19 protein-coding genes and 1 riboswitch are annotated in these 19,121 nt (G+C 55.9%); of the genes, 3 read left to right on the top strand and 16 right to left on the bottom strand.

Features of this window, described 5'->3' with window-relative positions; genetic code table 11:
* Positions 1–239 precede the first annotated feature (239 nt).
* Positions 240–860, top strand: coding sequence for a DUF1836 domain-containing protein (locus ACTNC3_RS00115; protein ID WP_441226073.1), 621 nt, complete (start codon positions 240–242; stop codon positions 858–860).
* A 43-nt stretch (positions 861–903) separates the two neighbouring features.
* On the opposite strand, the gene ACTNC3_RS00120 is transcribed toward ACTNC3_RS00115, so the two are convergent.
* Together ACTNC3_RS00120 and ACTNC3_RS00125 are read right to left on the bottom strand one after the other, a co-directional pair.
* On the bottom strand, positions 904–1,212 hold the full coding sequence (locus ACTNC3_RS00120; protein WP_441226074.1) for a YerC/YecD family TrpR-related protein: 309 nt from the start codon (positions 1,210–1,212) through the stop codon (positions 904–906).
* A 209-nt stretch (positions 1,213–1,421) separates the two neighbouring features.
* Positions 1,422–3,035: a polysaccharide deacetylase family protein gene (locus ACTNC3_RS00125; protein ID WP_441226075.1), complete on the bottom strand. Its 1,614-nt coding sequence runs from the start codon at positions 3,033–3,035 to the stop codon at positions 1,422–1,424.
* Between the two features lie 311 nt (positions 3,036–3,346).
* Between ACTNC3_RS00125 and ACTNC3_RS00130 the strand changes: the two genes are divergently transcribed.
* A complete protein-coding gene (locus ACTNC3_RS00130) occupies positions 3,347–4,201 on the top strand; it encodes a DegV family protein (protein WP_441226076.1) in 855 nt (284 codons plus the stop codon).
* 105 nt (positions 4,202–4,306) lie between these two features.
* On the opposite strand, the gene ACTNC3_RS00135 is transcribed toward ACTNC3_RS00130, so the two are convergent.
* From ACTNC3_RS00135 to ACTNC3_RS00200, 14 genes are all read right to left on the bottom strand, one after another.
* Entirely contained in the window at positions 4,307–5,287 is a 981-nt protein-coding gene (locus ACTNC3_RS00135) for a peptidylprolyl isomerase (RefSeq protein ID WP_410042564.1), read from the bottom strand.
* A 16-nt stretch (positions 5,288–5,303) separates the two neighbouring features.
* The gene (locus tag ACTNC3_RS00140; protein ID WP_410042563.1) at positions 5,304–5,762 is read right to left on the bottom strand and encodes a divergent PAP2 family protein; all 459 of its coding nucleotides are present in this window, start codon (positions 5,760–5,762) and stop codon (positions 5,304–5,306) included.
* A gap of 18 nt (positions 5,763–5,780) precedes the next feature.
* Positions 5,781–7,226: a glycogen synthase GlgA gene (gene glgA, locus ACTNC3_RS00145; protein ID WP_441226077.1), complete on the bottom strand. Its 1,446-nt coding sequence runs from the start codon at positions 7,224–7,226 to the stop codon at positions 5,781–5,783.
* A 127-nt stretch (positions 7,227–7,353) separates the two neighbouring features.
* Complete coding sequence (gene recN, locus ACTNC3_RS00150; protein WP_441226078.1) at positions 7,354–9,003, bottom strand: DNA repair protein RecN; 1,650 nt, start codon at positions 9,001–9,003, stop codon at positions 7,354–7,356.
* A gap of 116 nt (positions 9,004–9,119) precedes the next feature.
* The gene (argR, locus tag ACTNC3_RS00155) at positions 9,120–9,578 is read right to left on the bottom strand and encodes an arginine repressor (protein ID WP_410042560.1); all 459 of its coding nucleotides are present in this window, start codon (positions 9,576–9,578) and stop codon (positions 9,120–9,122) included.
* A 116-nt stretch (positions 9,579–9,694) separates the two neighbouring features.
* The gene (locus ACTNC3_RS00160; protein WP_441226079.1) at positions 9,695–10,510 is read right to left on the bottom strand and encodes an NAD(+)/NADH kinase; all 816 of its coding nucleotides are present in this window, start codon (positions 10,508–10,510) and stop codon (positions 9,695–9,697) included.
* Positions 10,511–10,559: 49 nt separating this feature from the next.
* Complete coding sequence (locus ACTNC3_RS00165; RefSeq protein ID WP_441226080.1) at positions 10,560–11,510, bottom strand: TlyA family RNA methyltransferase; 951 nt, start codon at positions 11,508–11,510, stop codon at positions 10,560–10,562.
* A 100-nt stretch (positions 11,511–11,610) separates the two neighbouring features.
* The gene (gene dxs, locus ACTNC3_RS00170) at positions 11,611–13,548 is read right to left on the bottom strand and encodes a 1-deoxy-D-xylulose-5-phosphate synthase (RefSeq protein ID WP_441226081.1); all 1,938 of its coding nucleotides are present in this window, start codon (positions 13,546–13,548) and stop codon (positions 11,611–11,613) included.
* Positions 13,549–13,669: 121 nt separating this feature from the next.
* On the bottom strand, positions 13,670–14,653 hold the full coding sequence (locus ACTNC3_RS00175) for a polyprenyl synthetase family protein (RefSeq protein ID WP_441226082.1): 984 nt from the start codon (positions 14,651–14,653) through the stop codon (positions 13,670–13,672).
* Positions 14,631–14,867, bottom strand: coding sequence for an exodeoxyribonuclease VII small subunit (locus ACTNC3_RS00180; protein ID WP_410042555.1), 237 nt, complete (start codon positions 14,865–14,867; stop codon positions 14,631–14,633). The genes ACTNC3_RS00175 and ACTNC3_RS00180 overlap by 23 nt, the downstream gene beginning before the upstream one ends.
* Before the next feature lie 17 nt (positions 14,868–14,884).
* Entirely contained in the window at positions 14,885–16,285 is a 1,401-nt protein-coding gene (gene xseA, locus ACTNC3_RS00185; protein WP_441226083.1) for an exodeoxyribonuclease VII large subunit, read from the bottom strand.
* 15 nt (positions 16,286–16,300) lie between these two features.
* Positions 16,301–16,843 carry a transcription antitermination factor NusB gene (gene nusB, locus ACTNC3_RS00190; protein ID WP_410042553.1) on the bottom strand — a complete coding sequence of 181 codons (543 nt, stop codon included), beginning with the start codon at positions 16,841–16,843 and terminating at the stop codon, positions 16,301–16,303.
* 28 nt (positions 16,844–16,871) lie between these two features.
* Positions 16,872–17,258, bottom strand: coding sequence for an Asp23/Gls24 family envelope stress response protein (locus ACTNC3_RS00195; RefSeq protein ID WP_410042552.1), 387 nt, complete (start codon positions 17,256–17,258; stop codon positions 16,872–16,874).
* Between the two features lie 153 nt (positions 17,259–17,411).
* Entirely contained in the window at positions 17,412–18,059 is a 648-nt protein-coding gene (locus ACTNC3_RS00200) for a ComEA family DNA-binding protein (protein WP_410042551.1), read from the bottom strand.
* A gap of 212 nt (positions 18,060–18,271) precedes the next feature.
* Positions 18,272–18,373, top strand: a riboswitch (TPP riboswitch).
* Between the two features lie 69 nt (positions 18,374–18,442).
* On the opposite strand from ACTNC3_RS00200, the gene thiT reads away from it, so the two are divergent.
* Positions 18,443–18,976, top strand: a complete 534-nt coding sequence (thiT, locus tag ACTNC3_RS00205) for an energy-coupled thiamine transporter ThiT (RefSeq protein WP_410042550.1) — start codon at positions 18,443–18,445, stop codon at positions 18,974–18,976.
* Positions 18,977–19,121 lie beyond the last annotated feature (145 nt).

The following is a 19,121-nucleotide window of genomic DNA, read 5'->3' on the forward strand; positions in this document are numbered from 1 at the left end:
TTATCAAAACGAATGTGCGTGAATTATAGCACAGAAGTCCAGTTGAATTCAAGCAAAGAGCTGCCCCGGAGAACCCTCGTCAGTGCTCAAACGTAGTTAAGTCAAGGAGTGGCTCGGAGGACGGTTGCCGAGCTACGATTGAGCAGTAACATCCACATGGTTTAGAAAACCATGTCTTGTCGCTCCGGTGTGAATGTGTTATAATCGCTGCTATGGACGAACATTTTTTTCAGAATTTAATGGAATATCTGCAGTCGATCGGGCACATCGCCTCCGATGACATCCCGAACCTCGAGCTCTACATGGATCAGGTAACCGGCTTCATGGACAGCCACCTCACGACCATCAAGCGGCATCCGGAGGATAAGGTGCTGACGAAGACGATGATCAACAACTATGCGAAGAACAAGCTTCTGCCGCCGCCGGATAAGAAGCGCTACAGTCGCGATCATATGCTGATCCTGCTTTTCATCTACTATTATAAGAGCATCCTCCAGCTGAACGATATCGAGGCGATCCTCCGCCCGCTGAAGGAGAAGTACTTCGATGGCCAGGGCGACGCGAAGCTGAAGGACATCTACGATGAAATCTTCGACCTCGAGCCGGCCGTGAAGGCGAAAACCCTCCGCGATGTCAGCGAGATGGGCGTCAATGCACAGGAAACCTTTCAGGAAAGCGACCCTCGCTTCCAGCAGCTCTCCGACGAGGACCGGAAGGAGCTCCAGCTCTTCCTCTTCCTCTGTGAGATCGGCACCGACATCTACCTGAAGAAGCTCCTTATGGAGAAGGTCGCGGATCAGCTCCACGACATCGACCTCGAGCGCCAGGCCGCCGAGCGCGCATCGAAGGTGAAAAAATAATGAAACCCCCGCTCCTTTCGGAGCGGGGGTTTCCTGCCTCATCTTATTTCTTCTTCAGATTATCCTCGAGTCCCAGACGACTGAAGACCATATCATAGCCGTCGGCACCGTAGTTCAGCGAACGATTCACACGGGAGATCGTCGCCGTCGACGCACCGGTCGCCTTCGCGATGTTGAGATAGGTCTCCCCCTCACGCAGCATCTTCGCCACCTCATAGCGCTGTGCCATGGACAGCAGCTCATTGATCGTGCATACATCCTCGAAGAACTTGTAGCACTCCTCCTTCGACTCCAGCGTCAGCACCGCATCAAATAAATGATCAACTTCCTTTGTTTTTAACTTACTATTCATCCTGTTAACAACTCCTGTATATTACTTAAGCACGAAAGCTGCACACTGCTTTACTGGTTCTCAGTTTCAACGTGTGAGCTTTCATGCTTTAATTTGCAAAAGTAGTATAACACCACCGCCCCCGACTTTCAAGCAGATTAAATGTAATCTGTACAAGGAGACACTGCCCGGGGGCATCGCTAAGCACCGCCTTCTGCGGTGTTCAGCGATTAATTCCACTCAATCGGTGTCGGCCGTCTGGTGTCGAAGACGCTCTGCACGTCCATGAGGTCGCTGAGCTTCGTGTCTTCGCCACAGTAGTCCTTCCAGAGGCGATAGCCGTCGAGATTCCGGCGCCCCTGGCGCATGGTGTCTCCACTGATCTGCGTCCATGCCTTCGTGGAGTCGACATTACAGAAGTAGCGGAAGCCCGCCTTGTCAAGCATCTGGAACTTCTCATTGTCGGCACTGTACGGGTGCCAGTCGCCGATATCCGCACCGAACGGATAAAGGATGATATCACACGGCTCCGGCATCAGCGTCTCGACATTCCGCTCCCAGCGATCCGTGTCCCGTGTGAGATCCGCGAGGCTCCGGTTCGTGAAGTTGATGTGACCCCAGCTGTGGGAAGCGAGCTCATAGCCATCCTCTACCAGCGCCTTCATCAGCGTCTTCACCGTCTCCCGATCCGCCTCGATGTTCGGATTCGCCGTATTCTTCGGATCATAGTTCGGCGAGCTCGCATCGTAGGTCTCATCCGTACGGTAACCGAGCACACCGTTGTAGCCCGTGAACGCCATGATGGCCTTCGCACCACGATAGGAGAAATCCGGATGCTCGTCGACGAAGTTGTCCAGGATCGGGACGATATCATAATCCCCGATAGAGACATTGCCCGCAGCATCCGTATACTGCAGCTTCAGCTTCCCGTTCTCGTCGAGCACCATCTTATCCGCGAAGCCGCGGCCCTCCATGTACTCATAGTAGCAGACGTCGTCCTCCGACATCACGAACGGCTTCTTCCCCTCCGGCAGCATGATCTTCTTCGACACCATCTTCTCCGTGCCGTCGTCCTGCTTCTGCACCTCCGCGATGTCATGGAGCCCCACGAGCACGTAGCCGCGCTCATACATCTGCTGCAGGATTTTCTCGAACTCCGGGATGGTCGTCATGACCTGATTGAAGTCCTTCCCCTGCCTGTCATCGGTAAACGCGCGCTCCGTATCCACCGTCAGGATATGGAAGAACACATGCGTGATCTCACTGTTGTCCGCCGCCACCATCGTCGCTGCGGTCGCCTGATAGCGCTCGATCCGGCTCAGCGCCTCCGGGTCCTCCTTATAGTCGGAGTTCGCCAATGTCTCTGCCGCGGCATCATAGTCATACATCGCAGCGAGTCGATCTGCCTTCGCAAAGAGTGCTGTCCGCGCATCCCGTGGCGCAGCAGCGGTCTCTGTTTCGCCGCCGTTCTCTCCCGAAGTCACCACCACCGTCCCGTCGCCTGCATTGGCTTCATCCGACGCATCGCTGCCCGGGTTCAGCACACTCTCCTGCGTCTCGCCCTGCTTCCCGAAGTGAAGCTTCCCACCGAGCGCACGCACACCGACTGCGAGCAGCAGGATCACATCGATCAGAATAAACGCCGCCAGAATACGGTAGAACCAGGCCTTCCGCACCCGCGCACGGTACCGCGCCTGACGCTCCGCCCGACGCGCCGCGAGCCGCTCCTCATACAGCCGCTCCATCTCCTTCGGATCCTCGTCAAAGGTATCATACACCGGCTCACCCGTCGCGACATCATAACCATCCGGTTCTGCATTCTCAACCGGACCTTCATTCTTCAAATCTATATCCTCAATGTCCAGATCATCCGCTAAACCTTGCTTCAAATTCTTTTCCTTCATAAATCACTCTCACCAATATCTATAAAAGCGTAAAGATCTACAATTACGTTTTTGTCAATTATGCCTACATCTTAACCCAGAAGCTCCCTATAGGCAAGAACGACTTCCTTAAGGTTTTTCAACAGGCAGGGAGCCCCGGAGGGGCCCCTGCATGTCTGAGCCCCATCACACCTAGACTCCCGATTGACATGTCATGCCCGTCTGCTATAATATCTAGTATTGAAAACTATGTGTTGTTAAAGAGGCGAAGCATGAACTATAAGGTTATAGGTGACAGCTGTTGTGATTATACCCCGGCACTGAAGGCGGATCCGCATTTTACGCTCGTTCCGCTCACGCTGGAAATCGGAGATTATTCCGTCGTGGATGACGACCACTTCGATCAGCTCGATTTTCTGAAGCGTGTACACGCCTCACCGATCGGACCGAAAACCGCCTGCCCGTCTCCGGAAGCCTATATGAAGGCGATGGAGGAAAGTGATGCCGATGAAGTATATGTCATCACCCTCTCCGAGCATCTCTCCGGCTCCTATCAGGCCGCCGTCATCGGAAAGCAGATGTACGAGGAGGAGCACCCGGACGACGGACGAAAGATCTATGTATTCAGCTCCGATACCGCATCAGCCGGTCAGCTGAATTTCTGCCTTACGATTAAGGAATTAAAGGAAGCCGGAAAAAGCTTCGACGAGGTCGTCACCCTCGTAAACGAAAAGATCCAGACGATGAAGACCTATTTCGTGATTGAATCCCTCGACACCCTCCGGAAGAATGGACGTCTGTCTGCCGTGAAGTCCTTCCTCGCATCCGCCCTCAACATCAAGCCGATCATGAGTGCCAACGGCGGTGTCATCATCCAGCTCGAGAACCAGCGCGGCATCAACAAGGCACTGAAGCGTATGTGCCAGATCGCGGTTGAAAAGGCCGGCGGTCCAGAGAAGACCGCTCTTCTCCGTCTCTGTATCACGCACGTGAACAACCCGGCCCGTGCCGAGCTCGTAAAAGAAGAGTTTCTGAAGCTCGCATCATTCCGCGAGATCGTGATCACCGACGCCATGGGCGTCGCCACCGTCTACGCAGAGGACGGCGGGATCGTCATCGGACTTTGATGTTTTTCAAAAAAACGAACCCCTGGAGATTTCCAGGGGTTCGTTTTTATTTTTTCAACGGCTCGGATCTAAGCTTTTGCGCCCGTCTCAGCAAGCGTTGTTTCATCAGAACGTGATGTTCTCATCAAACAGCGAAAAGAAATTATCGGCGTCGCTCTCCGGATGTGCCGTGAGATCGATCTCCTTCCAGAACGGTTCACGGAAACGGACGATGTGCTCATCCGCGTACGCCGTATACTGCTTGAGGAGTGCATTCGAGCGAATCGTTTCCTCGAGCTTTTTCTTACGCTCGAGGGTCGCCGCCTCATCGTAGGCATCGATGCATTTCAGAATATAGTACTTGCCATCCTGCTCGATAATATCCGAGATCTGTCCCTCCTCGAGGGCGAAGGCCGCCTGGTAGATAGCGTCCTCCTTCTCAGACTTCGCGAGCGTCTTCTCGATGTTCGGATCCTCGCTGTTCTGACGCGCGTAGTAGGAGAAGTTTGCGCCCGAAACATTCACCTGCTGCAGAAGCTGCTCTGCGAGGAGCTCATCCGAGACCACGATTTCCTGCACACGGATGATCTTCGCATCTGCATCGGAGACCTCGGAATCCACATCCGAGATCAGGTACTCGGCGGTCTTGCAGGCCACGAAATACTCGGTATAGATCGAGATGACATCCTCGAGCGTGCAGTCACCCATGAAGGCCATATCCTCTGCGCTCAGGCCGTCGTAGAAGTCGTGTGCGACAGTACGGATCTTCTCCATATCCGTCGAGGTCGCGATGATCCCCTTCTCGGTCGCCAGCAGATTCAGCGTCTTGATGTCCTGAAGAAACTCCTTCATCTTCGCAACGAAGTATGGACCGTAGGTACTCTCCTGCTGGTTTTCCACCGGCAGATCCCAGATTTCCGCACCGAGCTGATTCTGATAGCGGTTTCGCTCGGAGCCGATCACGATCATCGCCTGTGCCTCCGTATAGCCGTCGACATCCTCTGTTTTACCCGTGATTTCGATACCCTTACACGAAATGAAGCTGCATGCCATCAGCACGCAGCTCAGTACAAGCACTGTTTTCTTGAAAAGTCGTTTAAACGTCATTCAGTAGTTCTTTCTTTTAATAAAAGCCGCGCATCCAGAAGGCCGTCGCGATGCCGAGGATCGCCCCCATCAGCACCTGCAGCGGTGTGTGGCCGACATACTCCTTCAGCTTCATCTGAAACTCCTCCGGCTTCCAGTTAAACGGGTTATCCTCGAGGATCTTATTGAGAAGCACCGCCTGCTTTCCGGTCTCCATGCGTACGCCGGTCGCATCGTACATGACGACGCTGGCCAGGATGAAGCTGACCGCGAAGGCCGGCGACTGGAGTCCATACTGGAGTGCGGCAGCGGTCGTCAGTGCCACAACCGTAGAGGTGTGGCTCGACGGCATCCCACCGGATCCGGTGAGACGCTCCCAGCTGATGCCGTGGTTCAGATAGGCATCCAGCGCAGTTTTGATCACCTGCGCGAGAAACCAGGAAACCACCGCCGAAACCAGCATATAGTTCTGTAATAAGTCATCCAAAAAATTCATCTAGTATGTTCTTTCTGATTAGTACCCTATGAGCCAGTCATACAGCTCCTGGTACTTCATGACGCTGGTCTTCCAGGAATAGTCCGCAGCCATCGCACGGTCCACGAGCTTGTTCCACTCACGCTTATGGTCGTAGTATACGCTCTCGGCATAGCGGATCGTGCCGAGCATCTCATGCGCGTTGTAGTTCGAGAAGGAGAAGCCGTTTCCGCTATCCTCGTACTCGTTATATGGCTGTACGGTATCGCGCAGACCACCGGTCTCACGTACGATCGGAACCGTTCCGTAGCGGAGGGCGATCAGCTGGCTGAGTCCGCACGGCTCGAAGAGGGACGGCATCAGATATGCATCGCAGGAAGCATAAATCTTATGGCTGATTTCATTGGAATAGTAAATCTGTGCGGATACCTTATCATGGTACTTCCAGTCATAGTGACGGAACATGTTCTCATACTTCTCATCCCCGGTACCGAGCACCACGAACTGGATATCATCCTGGCAAAGCTCATCCATGATGCACTCGACGAGATCGAGACCCTTCTGGTCGGTGAGACGGGATACGATACCGATCATCATCTTGCCCGGATCCACGTTCATGCCGAACTGCTCCTGGAGTGCCTTCTTGTTCTTCGCCTTCTCCTTCCGGAAGTTGCGTGCGTTGAACGGCTTTACGAGGTACTTATCCGTCTCCGGATTCCAGTCATCATAGTCGATGCCGTTAACGATGCCGCGGAGATCATGCGCACGTGCACGAAGCAGTCCATCGAGGCCCTCTCCGTAGAACGGCATCTTGATCTCCTCCGCATAGGTATCGGAAACCGTCGTGATCGCGTCGGCATACACGAGACCACCCTTCAGGAGGTTACCATCCTTCTTACACTCGAGCTTATCCGGTGTGAAGTAGTAGTCGGACAGCTGGGTGAAGCGCTGGATCGTCTTCACATCCCATACACCCTGGAACTTGAGGTTATGAATCGTGATCACCGACTTGATGGAGCGGTAGTACTCTCCGCCGGCGAAGCGGTCATGCAGCAGTACCGGAACGAGACCGGTCTGCCAGTCGTGACAGTGGATCACATCCGGATGCCAGTCGAGCAGCGGCAGCGCAGACAGCGCTGCATAGCAGAAGAAGCAGAACTTCTCGAGATCCCAGTACCAGTCACCGTATGGACGGTCACCGGAGAAATACGACTCGTTGTCGATGAAGTAGTAGGTCACGCCCTGGTGCTCATACTTCAGGACACCGACATAGCGGTCCTGTCCGAGATAATTCATATAGAAGTGGGTCACGTACTCCATCTTCTGGCGCCACTCCCACGGGATGCACATATACTTCGGAATCATGACACGACAGTCATAGTACTGCTTGTCGATGGTCTTCGGAAGCGAGCCGACAACGTCCGCGAGTCCGCCCGTCTTGATGAAAGGCACGGCCTCCGATGCGAGCATGAGTATGTTTTTCATTATAGTCCTCCGGTCCATATTTCTTAAATAGAAATATAAATTATAGATAGCATCTATTTTAATCCTTCGTCAAGCGCTACGCAAGGCTTTTAGCTTCGTTCGGCCAATGCCGTCGACCGGCACGCACTCACCGTCGCGCCAGCTTCTTCAGCTCCCGCGCGTTCGCGAGCACTGCGTCCGTGATCTGGCCACCCGCAAGCAGTCGCGCAAGCTCAAGAACGGATTCTTCTTCCGAGAGCGCATGGATCCTGGTATGTGTATGGCCGTCGGACACCGACTTCTCGATGCAGAAATGCTGATCGGCCTTCGCTGCGATCTGCGGCAGATGCGTGATCAGGATGACCTGGTGAAGCTGTGCAATCTTCCGGAGCTTCTCTGAGACTTTCTCTGCCGTCCGACCGGAGATACCGGTATCGATCTCGTCGAAGATCAGGGTCGGGATCTCATCGCTGTCGGCCAGCACAGTCTTGATGGACAGCATGATACGGCTGAGCTCACCACCGGACGCCACCTCACTGAGCGGTCGCAGCGGTTCACCTGGGTTCAGGCTCACGACAAAATGGGCCTCATCCATACCATTCGCCCCCGGCTCCTTCAGTGCGCTGAGCGGAAGCTCGAAGCGGATATCCAGGAAGCCCATCTCCGACAGCTCCTGACGGATGCGCTCACTCAGCTGCTTCGCGCCCTTTTCACGGGCCTTCGTGAGCTCTGCACAGCGTGCCCGAAGCACGGACTCCGCCTTTGCCACGGCCTTCTCGCAGCGTGATCGTGCCGCATCATAGTCCTCGAGCTCAGCGAGGCGCTGCTTCTTCGCCACGAGGGTGTCCTCCACCTTCGCGACAGTTCCGCCATACTTCATCATGATCGAGCGGATATAGTCGAGCCGCTCCGTCACCAGCTGGAAATCCTCTTCGTCGTACTCGTTGTCCTCCATATAGTGGTCGAGCGCACGCACGGTATCCTCGGAGATCGAGGAGAGGTCATACAGGCTGTCGCTGACGTTCTGAAGCGCGCTGTCGTACTGAAGCGCATCCTGCATCTCGTGGATCGCCGACGAGAAATCAACGCCGTCGAGGATTTCCCGCGTCCGTGCGACCGAACCGTAGATGCGCTGCGCATTCTGGTACTTCCGGTACTTCTGGGCGAGCTCTTCCTCCTCACCCTCGCGCAGTGCCGCCTTCTCGATATCGTCGATCTCAAACTGCAGGAAATCAAGCTCCCGCTGACGCTGCGCCTCATCCATGTCGAAGCCGGCGAGCTTCTCCCGGAGCGCCGTCCAGTCATGGTACTTCTCTGCGATCTCCGCACGCAGTGCCCCGGTCTCCTTCTGCTGGAAATCGTCGAGGATCTTCAGATGGTAGCCGTCCCGGAGGAGCGACTGATGCTCATGCTGCCCGTGGATGTCGATGAGGAGCTCTGTTACCTTCCGGAGCTTCGCGAGTGTCACGGTCTCATCATTGATCTTGATTTCCGAACGCGTAGCGGAGATCTTCCGGCGGATGATGAGCTGCCCGTCCTCCAGCTCGATGTCGAGCGCCCGCAGCTTCCCGACGAGTTCCTCGCTGAAATCACCGAAGACAAGCTCCACGAGTCCATACGGTTGTCCGCTGCGGATCATGTCCCGGCTGGCCTTCGAGCCCAGCGCAAGATTGATGGAGCCGATCAGGATCGACTTTCCGGCACCCGTCTCACCGGTCAGAATATTGAGCCCTGGCTCGAACTCCACCTCGGCGGAGTCGATCAGGGCGAGATCCTTTACATGAAGATGATATAACATATGCGTTTCCTCCGAAACTTCCGTTATATGTAGTAAGACCGGACGCCGTAGCGCCCAGTCTGCATGATTCTTCCACCTGCGTACGCTGCGGAGATTCTCTGTACCTGGATGCTCCGTCAGCTCTTCTCTCCGAGGAGTCCTCTGACCTTATGCATGATACGCTCCGCATCGTCACCATTTTTCGTTGCACACATGATGGTATCATCGCCGGCCAGCGTGCCGACGATTTCTTCGAAGCGGAAGTGATCGAGCGCCGCCGCGACCGCGTTCGCCATACCGGACATGGTGCGGATCACCAGCAGGTTTCCTGCCGTATCCATACTCATCAGCGCCTCGCGCAGTACACGGATATACTTATCAGCGTACGCCTGCTCCTCCGGCTCCAGCAGCTGGTAGTACTGTACGCCACCCGGTCCCGGGACCTTGCTTAGCTTGAGCTCCTTGATATCACGAGAAACGGTCGCCTGCGTCACCTTATAACCTTCCTGGTTCAGGATATCCGCCAGCTCCTCCTGCGTTGCGATACGTGTATGCTGCACGAGATCGATGATTTTCTGGTGTCTGGATTTCTTCATTTGTAAACCTCTTCATGGATGCTGCCGCTCCCGGCAGCGCTCGTATCACCGGTGTCCCCACGTCCCTCGGACGCACCCGTGGTCTTTCAGCCGGGCATCTTCGACGCCCGCGTACATCAGTCTTCGTCGTCCATCTTCTCGCGCAGGGTCTCCAGGAAGCTGGACGCGCGAAGCTTCCCGAAGGTGGTCATCTCATTCGCACGCCGCACCTTCACGACGTCGCCCGGCTGCAGACGCACGATCCGCTCACCGTCGAAGGCCACGATTTCATTTTCCGATTCGATGCGCACCTCGATATGGCTGGTATCCGGCAGGATCACCGGTCGGCTGTTCGTCGAGTGGGCGCAGATCGGCGTCATGATGATGACCCTGGTCTCCGGTGCCGCGATCGGTCCGCCCGCCGACAGATTATAGGCCGTCGAGCCGGTCGGCGTCGCGAAAAGGATGCCATCCGCTGTATAGTGACTGAGCTCCTCGCCATCACAGAGCACCGTGAAGCGCAGCACGCTGATGCCCTCACAGCGTGAGATCAGGATCTCATTCAGCGCGGTTCCGCGGCGGATCACCTCGCCATTTCGACGCACACTGCCATGCAGCATGGCGCGCACATCGCGTGTATAGTCATGGGCGAGGAGCCGATCAAGCGCACCCGGGATCTGGTCCGCCTGCGAGACCTGGGTCAGATACCCCAGGTGGCCTGCATTGACCCCGAGCAGCGGTGTATCCTGTCCGCGCAGCACGCCCGCGAGACGAAGCATCGTGCCATCACCTCCGATGGAAATGATGGCGTCCGCATCCGAGAAGTCGTCCCGTGTATACTCACCGTACAGCGCCTTCACCTGCACATCCCGCGCCTCGAGGTACTGCCGGATGCTCTCTGCATAGCGGCAGGAGTCCGGCTTTTTCGCATTTACTACCAGTGTGATATTCATGTCTCATCATCTCCCGAACCAGAGGATCCTCTATCCGCGCGCATCGCCCTCACTTGATGTCGAGCATCGCGTGGGATGCCTTTACGACCTCCACCGCACGCGCATGCAGCCACGCCGGTGCCGGGCTTTCCTCCCCCTCGGTCGGCCAATGCTTCGGATCCGCTGCATCGTCACCGTCGGCCGCGTTTTCTTCGTGCTCCGCTGCGTCCGGCTTCTCCACCGTCGCGTCGGAAACGGTCATATCATCGTTCTCCGTTGCGGTATCCGGCCGGAGCATCAGCTCTGCGAGGTACTCGATATTCCCCTCCGGTCCCTTGATCGGACTGAAGGTCAGCTCCTTCAGCATGAAGCCGAGGGCATAGGCGGCGGTGATGGTCTTCTCGATGACCTCGACATGGACCGCCTTATCACGGACCACGCCCTTCTTGCCGACCTGCTCTCTACCCGCTTCGAACTGCGGCTTGATGAGGCAGACGACCTGACAGTCCTCGGCGATCAGGGTCTTCACCACCGGCAGCACGAGCTGCAGACTGATAAAGCTGACATCGATAGACACGAGCCGTGCCTTCTCTCCGATATCCTCCGGCTTCACATAGCGGATGTTTGTCTTCTCCATGCAGACCACACGCGGATCGTTTCGGAGTTTCCAGTCGAGCTGGCCGTGGCCGACATCGATCGCGAAGACCCTGACCGCACCGTTCTGCAGCATGCAGTCGGTGAAGCCGCCAGTGCTGGCACCGATATCGAGGCAGACCTTGCCTTCACAGGATACGCCGAACTCGCGGATCGCCTTCTCGAGCTTCAGACCGCCACGGGAGACGTACGGAAGCACGTTACCGCGGACCTCGATCTCGGATTCCGGATCGAAGGTAGAGCCGGCCTTATCTTCCTTCTGGCCATCGACATACACGATGCCGGCCATAATGGTGCGCTTCGCTTTTTCTCTGGATTCTGCCAGTCCTCGATTGACCAGCAGCACGTCAAGTCGTTCTTTCTTCACTGATGACTCTTTCCGGGCTGTGTTCTGCCCTTTGTATTCTTCTACGCCCGGGTCGGCGATGCACATATTCTGGCGCATCTGTCCCCGTTCCGGCGCGTTTTCACTTCGTTTCGTCCGCCGGTTCAGCGCCCGCGGAGCTCTCTTCGTTCCGCTCGTCTGCATTGGCCGGATCCCCCGCCGGAATCACGCCCTCCTGGCGGAGCCGCTCGATGATCGAGTCGCTGTCGATGCCGAGGTAGGCGCGGAGCTTCGTCACATCGCCGTGCTCCACGTACTTGTCCGGGAGGGTGATCGTCACGACCTTCACCTCCGGATGATGCTCATGGATATACGCCTCGACCTGGATACCGAAGCCACCCTGCTTCACGTTCTCCTCGAGGGTCACGATCGTGGTATGGTTTTCTGCGAGACGATCCAGCATATCCGTATCGATCGGCTTCACGAAGCGCGCGTTCACGAGCGTCAGTTGATGGCCGTAGGATACGGCCTTTTCACGTATGTGCTCCGCCGTGGAGACCATCGAACCGACGGCCACGAGGGCGATATCACTGCCCTGATAGAGAAGCTCGGCGCGGCCATGCTCGATCGGTGCCGCAAATTCACGAAGCCCCTGGTAAGCCGCACCACGCGGATAGCGGATGCTGATCGGCAGCGGATACTTCATCGCAAATGCCAGCATCGCTGTGAGCTCATCGGCGTTTTTCGGTGCCATCACCGTCATGTGCGGGATGTGCGTGAGATAGCTGTAGTCGAAGATCCCCTGGTGCGTCTCACCGTCGGAGCCCACGAGGCCGGCACGGTCGATGCAGAACACGACCGGCAGCTTCTGGAGGCAGACGTCATGCACGATCTGGTCGTAGGCACGCTGCAGGAAGCTCGAGTAGACCGCAAACACCGGCTTCAGGCCGTTGCTTGCCATACCGGCGGCACAGGTGACGGCGTGCTGCTCCGCGATGCCCACATCGAAGAAACGATCCGGGAATTCCTTTGCGAACGCACTGAGCCCGGTACCGTCCGGCATCGCGGCGGTGATGCCGACGATTTTTTTATTTTCGCGGGCGAGACGGCACAGCGTCTTCGAAAAAACAGAGGTGTAGCTCTCCTTCGATGGCGAGAGCGCCTTTCCGGTTTTCTGATCGAACGGAGAAACCCCGTGATAGTGCGCGGGATTCTGCTCTGCCGGTGCATAGCCCTTGCCCTTCGTGGTCAGGACGTGCACGAGCACCGCGTGGTCGATCTTCTTCGCCCCCTCGATGGTCCGCTCCACCTCACGGATGTTGTGACCGTCGATCGGCCCGAGGTAGGTGATGCCCATATCCTCGAACAGCATGCCCGGAATGAGGAGCTGCTTCAGCGAGTTCTTCGCCCGCTGCACCCGCTTTACGAGCTGTGGTCCGACGCCCGGTACGCGCATCAGCGTACTGCCGACATCGATCTTCAGCTGATTATAGCCACGGTTCGAACGCAGTCCGTTCAGGTACTTCGACATACCGCCGACGTTTCGGGAGATCGACATCTTGTTGTCGTTCAGCACGATGATGAAGTTTTTCTTCATCTGGGCTGCGTTATTGAGTCCCTCATACGCGAGGCCACCGGTCAGCGCGCCATCGCCGATGACGGACACGACGGTATAGTGCTCGCCCTTGATATCGCGGGCCGCGGCGATGCCGAGCCCGGCGGAAATCGAGGTGGAGCTGTGGCCCGTACCGAAGCAGTCAAACGGACTCTCCGCCCGCTTCGGGAAGCCGCTCATGCCATGATACTGCCGGAGTCCGTCGAAGTTTTCCTTTCGACCGGACAGGATCTTATGAGTATAGGCCTGATGGCCTACATCCCACACGATCTTATCCTCTGGCAGATCGAGGGCCAGATACAGCCCGATGGTCAGCTCCACCACCCCGAGATTCGAGGCGAGGTGGCCTCCGTACTCGGAGGTTTTCTCTATGATAAATTGTCTGATTTCGGACGCGAGTTTTCTGAGCTGATGATCATTCAGTTTCTTCAGATCCTCCGGTCCATGTATATCATCCAGTAACATACTTTTCACTTATCCCGGTGCACGTTTCGCCGCTGTCTCTGCTCCACGTTCCGGTACAGCGTCACGAGCATCCGCCTGCAGCGTCCTGCTGCCACGTCCGCCTGTGAACGCATTCTCCTTTTTACTTTTTCCGATGAATCAGCTCTTCGGTGAGTGCGATGAGGAACTGACGGGCGTCTTCATCGACCTCCGAAAGGCTCTTCAGTCCCTCGATGGCTTCCTCCGAGAGACGCTGCACCTCGGCCTGGGCCGCCTCGAGTCCGTGAATCGACACCCAGGTCGTCTTGTTGTTTTCCTCGTCCGAGTGGATCGGCTTCCCCAGCACCTCCTGTGTGCTCGTCTCGTCGAGGATATCATCCTCGATCTGAAAGGCCACACCGATGCTGCGGGCGATGCCTTCGAGCCGCCGAAGCTCCATCTGCGATGCACCTCCGAGAACCGCGCCCATCATCATGGCGGCCTCCAGCAGTGCCCCGGTCTTCAGCTCATACACAAACTGAAGCTGCGGCTCACTGAGCGGCTTTCCGGTCATCTCGACGTCGACGGTCTGACCGCCGAGCATGCCATCGACACCGGACTTTCCGGCGAGGATAGCCGTCGCCTTCAGTACGGCGTTTGCAAACTTCGAGGATTCATCCGGGCTGTCCACGCCACCGGTCACGGCCGCACGGGAAAGCTGGCGGAGATACACCTCCGTCACCCGCTGAAAAGCATAGAGGGAGAGTGCATCCCCTGCAAGGGTGCCCATGTCCTCGCCGAACCTATACCAGGTCGATTCCTGACCACGACGATACTGATCCCCGTCCATGCACGGAAGGTCATCATGGCAGAGCGAGAAGGTATGGATCATCTCGATCGCCCCCATGAAGGCCTCGACGATCGGCTTCATAAAGCGGTCCCAGCCGGCGTCCTTTCGGTCCTTGTAGAGCGCATAGCACTTCTTCACGAGGATCGGACGGATCCGCTTTCCGCCGGCGGTCACGGAATACTGCATCGCCTCCAGCACGGTCTTCTGCTGTCCCTCCACCTTCGGGAGCTGCGCGAGGACGATCGCGTCGACCTCCGCGACTGTCGTTTTCAGTTCAAGAGAGAAATCCTTCATCATCCAGCACCTTTACCTGTTTTTCGATTCGATCGATACTGTCATTTGCACTCCGGAGAAGCGTCACGCCCTTCTGATACATATCGAAGGTCTTCTCGAGACTCTCCTCACGGCTCATCTTCTCGACGAGCTCGTCAAGCTCTGCAAACACCTCCTGGAGAGGCTTCTGTTCCTTTTCTTTTTCTGCGGCGGCTGCCGCACTCTTTTTCACCGGCATAACTATCCTTTCCGAATTTACTTCGTCGTCGTGATCTGCTCCACCCGACTCCGGAAGCTTCCGTCCTGAAGCTGCGTCGTAATCAGCTCACCGACCGCCAGCTTTCCGACCGAGTCCACGCGATGTCCCTCGACATCCTGCACATAGCCGTAGCCACTGCTCAGCTTCCGAAGCGGACTCACGGCCTCGAGCTTTTCGGTCCGGAGCGCAAGCCCATGACGGGCGCGGTCCAGTGTCTGCGTCATCCACATCGGCAGCGCATCGTAGCGGTGCAGCTGCTCCTTCGCGTCGTGCAGTCGCTGAAGCATCTGCTCCCGGAGGCCGCTGTAGCCCGCCAGCCGGTCCTTCGCCTGCTGCAGCTGTGTCTTCATCTCTGTGCGTAAGCCGTCATAGCGGCGTGCACGGTCCTTCGCGTCCTGCAGCTTCTCCCGCATCGCATCGCGGAGCTGCGTCTCGTACTGAAGGCTCCGCTTCTGGTACTCCTTCAGGATGCTGCCAGGGCTCAACTGGTTGAGCCGCAGCTTCTCCATCGCGAGCCGCTGACGCTCATCCTGTATGCGCTCGTTCATCACGCTCCCAAGGGTCGCATGCCAGCCTGCCATCTCCTCCATCAGCTTCTGATAGTCGAAGACCGCAAGCTCCGCGCCTGCACTCGGGGTCGGTGCACGGAGATCCGCGACATAATCTGCGATGGTCGTATCCGTTTCATGGCCGACCGCGCTGATGATCGGGGTATCCGCCTCGAAGATCGCCCGGGCCACGGGCTCTTCGTTAAACGCCCACAGGTCCTCGATGGAGCCACCGCCACGTCCGACGATCAGCACGTCGAGGCCCAGCTGGTCCAGTGTCCGTATCCCATGTACGATAGACGGAACCGCCCCCTCCCCCTGCACCAGTGCCGGGTAGAGGACGATCTCCACATATGGATTCCGTCGTTTCGAGATCTGGATGATATCGCGGACAGCTGCGCCGGTTTTCGCGGTCACGACACCGATCCGCTGCGCATACTTCGGGATCGGCTTCTTATACATCGGATCGAAGAGTCCCATCTCCTCGAGCTCCTTTTTCAGCTGCTCGAAACGGATGTAGAGATCTCCGATCCCATCCGCCATGAAGCGCTTCGCGTAGATCTGATAGCTGCCGCCACGCTCATAGACGCCGACACTGCCCGTACAGAGTACGCGCATGCCATTCTCCAATTTAAACGGAAGCCCCGCACGGTCACCGGCAAACATGATACCGGAGATCTGCGAAGCTGCGTCCTTCAGTGTAAAGTAAATATGCCCGGTCGGATGGTATTTCAGGTTTGAAATCTCACCCTGGATCGTGATATTTTTCAGTGCGAAATCCGATGAAAACATGTTTGCGATATATCGGTTCACCTGGGACACAGTATATGCACGACTGTCTTTATTCATAGGAATCCTTTATTCTTATCTGTTGCGGTTCACGATGATCTGAACGCCCTTACCGGCAGTCTTCTTCTCCGTGAGCTCACCCTGCTGCTTACGTGGTGCCTTCACGCTTCGCGTCGATACGCGGTCGCTGTTCACAAGACGTGCCAGGACACCATTGACGAAGGAGCCGGACTCGTCGCCACCATACTTCTTCGCGAGCTCGACCGCCTCGTTGATGGCTACCCTGTCCGGGACCGTCTCGTCATACTCGATCTCATAAAGTGCGAGACGAATCGCCGTCAGGTCGGTCTTCGTCATACGATCGGTCTTCCAGCCCTCGGCAGCGGAATCGATACGCGCATCCAGCTCCGGGAGCTTTGCGGTGATCTTCTCCACCTCCGCCTCCAGACGCTGCTGGTCCTCCTCGCTCAGATTCTCGATGTGCACGACGCCATCGCCATCCTCGTAATCCGGGGACTCGAAATAGCGTGCGAGCTGCTCCGGAATCTCCTGCCCAGGGTAGAACTGTGTGCAGAACAGGAGCTTAAACTTATGATCTCTTTCTTCTCGTTTATTCATGATTTCCTTACCTATACTTTATTTCAACTCACTCGTTCTCAGCATTGACCACACCGGCGATGCGGATGTTGACATCCAGCACACTGAGACCGGTCATGGACTCGATGGCCGAAGCGACCTTATCCTGTACGTTTCTCGATACATCCGGGATGGAGTAACCGTACCTTACGTTCAGGCTCAGCTTCACGGAAACGTGCCCATCCTCGATGCTGATGCTTACGCCCTTACTGAGGTCGCGGATACCCATTCTGGAGATGATCTCGCCGGACCAGCCGCCATACATGGAATCGACACCCTTTACCTCGGTCGCTGCGATGCCTGCGATGATCGCGACGACCTCATCCGCGATGACGATCTGACCATGCTCATCCTTCTCATATACAACATGTGTTGCTCTCTCTTCATTCTGTTCCATATAGAACCTCCGTATGTACTGCACCCGGGCATAATCCGAGAATTAAGACTAAACTATGGGAACATGATACCACAAAACATGCATAAAACCAATGTAAAAACATATTTTATGCATCCTGTCAACTTATCTCGATTGTAGCAGTTTTATATGATTTTAAACAGTAATATGTGCCTTCAGCTTATCAAAGGTCTTCTCGCCGATCCGTTTCACGTTCATGATTTCTTCCGGAGCGGCGAAACCGCCGTGGGTTTCGCGGTAAGCGATGATGTTTTTGGCAGTGGAGGGGCCGACGCCGGGGAGTGCGTCGAGTTCTTCCAGAGTGGCGGTGTTCAGGTTCACGCGTTTGTCTTCAACCGGCACCACCGTTGGATCAGCGGCCGATTCCGTCTGCGTTACCATCATCGAAGCATCTGTTACGTTCACAGCAGTGCTCGGTATGATCTGCGTGATCTGGTTTGCATCAGGCAAAGTTTTTTCTGTCGATTCCACCTGGCTTTCCATCGGCGTTTCAATTTCCTGTAGGATGGTCTGGCATGTTTCATCGTCTGTCGTCTCCGGCTGTAGATAGCTCTCGATTTTGAACTTCGTTTCCTGTACTTCTTTATCTTGATTTCTATTTGTTTTCACTGTTGATTCGTCCACGTTCGTCATGATCGCTGCATTCGTCACCTGGCCACGCTCAACGGTCATATAATAGAGGCCGGCGATTGCCATAAGGATGATCATCACGGTCTGGCGGATTTTTGCCAGTTTTTCTTTTCGTTTATGCTGCTCTTTCGCAGTCAGCGGATAATTTCCCATCTCTGTTCCTTTCTGTTTTCCACATTTCAAAGACACGCTGTCCTCCTCCCACAACGTCCTTTCGTTAATCCCACTGTCTGTGCAATGTTGCCGAAATCTTCATGTTACCGCCCCTCCAGGCCCCTGCCGGAACTGTTACAAACTTCTACATCTTCGTCGTTTGATCGTGCATATCCGCTATTGACATGACTTTCCTCTGTTTTATAATGGTGCTTGATTGCTAGGGGCGCTTATGCTGAGAGGATTCTTCATAGAACCAACCCTTCTCACCTGATCAGGTCAGTACCTGCGTAGGGAAGCATGACAGCATTTTTCTGCTGTCTATATTCTGCCCCTCCTGGCCAAGTCACGGATGATCCGTGCGATTCAAAGGAGGTTTTTTTATGTCAAAAAATGTCAAGGTTCTGGTTTACTGTGCGGTATGCATCGCACTTGCGACGGTCACCTCGATGATCAAGGTGTTTGAGTTCCCGACCGGTGGCTCCATCACCCTGTGCTCGATGCTCTTCGCGATGCTGCCTGGCTTCTTTTTCGGTCCGGCGATCGGCATCGCGGCGGGTGTAGCCTATGGTATCCTGCAGTTCATCATTGACCCATACGTACTGACACCGGTACAGGCGATCCTCGATTATGTGTTCGCCTTCGGTGCATTCGGTATTTCCGGTTTCTTCGCAAGCCATAAGAACGGTCTTCGCCTCGGCTACATCGCTGCCTGCATCGGAAGATACGTCTTCGCCTTTCTGAGCGGCTGGGTATTCTTCGGTGAGTATGCCTGGGAGGGCTGGAATCCGGCAGCCTACTCTGCGGTCTATAATCTCATCTACATCGGTGCAGAGGCGGTCATCACCCTGATCATCCTTTCGATCCCGGCGATGTCCACTGCCATCCAGCGCACGAAGCGCAGTGCACTGCAGTGACACGATATCCTGTTCTGCTTATCCACCATCGGTTCACCCGACTTCATGCAGCGTAGAAATGCCTCTGCGGGATATCTTTAAAGACCTTTACACCGTACAAAGTACGGATCGACCGGCCGACGGATGTGCTGTTCTATCCAAGGCC

This window comes from Oribacterium sp. HCP3S3_B9, assembly GCF_052064255.1.
Taxonomy (GTDB): domain Bacteria; phylum Bacillota; class Clostridia; order Lachnospirales; family Lachnospiraceae; genus Oribacterium.

Coding starts and splice junctions, on each gene's coding strand:
- ACTNC3_RS00115 (WP_441226073.1), top strand. CDS start 240: ATGGAATATCTGCAGTCGATCGGGCACATCGCCTCCGATGACATCCCG.
- ACTNC3_RS00120 (WP_441226074.1), bottom strand. CDS start 1,212: ATGAATAGTAAGTTAAAAACAAAGGAAGTTGATCATTTATTTGATGCG.
- ACTNC3_RS00130 (WP_441226076.1), top strand. CDS start 3,347: ATGAACTATAAGGTTATAGGTGACAGCTGTTGTGATTATACCCCGGCA.
- ACTNC3_RS00135 (WP_410042564.1), bottom strand. CDS start 5,287: ATGACGTTTAAACGACTTTTCAAGAAAACAGTGCTTGTACTGAGCTGC.
- ACTNC3_RS00140 (WP_410042563.1), bottom strand. CDS start 5,762: ATGAATTTTTTGGATGACTTATTACAGAACTATATGCTGGTTTCGGCG.
- glgA (WP_441226077.1), bottom strand. CDS start 7,226: ATGAAAAACATACTCATGCTCGCATCGGAGGCCGTGCCTTTCATCAAG.
- recN (WP_441226078.1), bottom strand. CDS start 9,003: ATGTTATATCATCTTCATGTAAAGGATCTCGCCCTGATCGACTCCGCC.
- argR (WP_410042560.1), bottom strand. CDS start 9,578: ATGAAGAAATCCAGACACCAGAAAATCATCGATCTCGTGCAGCATACA.
- ACTNC3_RS00160 (WP_441226079.1), bottom strand. CDS start 10,510: ATGAATATCACACTGGTAGTAAATGCGAAAAAGCCGGACTCCTGCCGC.
- dxs (WP_441226081.1), bottom strand. CDS start 13,548: ATGTTACTGGATGATATACATGGACCGGAGGATCTGAAGAAACTGAAT.
- ACTNC3_RS00175 (WP_441226082.1), bottom strand. CDS start 14,653: ATGATGAAGGATTTCTCTCTTGAACTGAAAACGACAGTCGCGGAGGTC.
- ACTNC3_RS00180 (WP_410042555.1), bottom strand. CDS start 14,867: ATGCCGGTGAAAAAGAGTGCGGCAGCCGCCGCAGAAAAAGAAAAGGAA.
- xseA (WP_441226083.1), bottom strand. CDS start 16,285: ATGAATAAAGACAGTCGTGCATATACTGTGTCCCAGGTGAACCGATAT.
- nusB (WP_410042553.1), bottom strand. CDS start 16,843: ATGAATAAACGAGAAGAAAGAGATCATAAGTTTAAGCTCCTGTTCTGC.
- ACTNC3_RS00195 (WP_410042552.1), bottom strand. CDS start 17,258: ATGGAACAGAATGAAGAGAGAGCAACACATGTTGTATATGAGAAGGAT.
- ACTNC3_RS00200 (WP_410042551.1), bottom strand. CDS start 18,059: ATGGGAAATTATCCGCTGACTGCGAAAGAGCAGCATAAACGAAAAGAA.
- thiT (WP_410042550.1), top strand. CDS start 18,443: ATGTCAAAAAATGTCAAGGTTCTGGTTTACTGTGCGGTATGCATCGCA.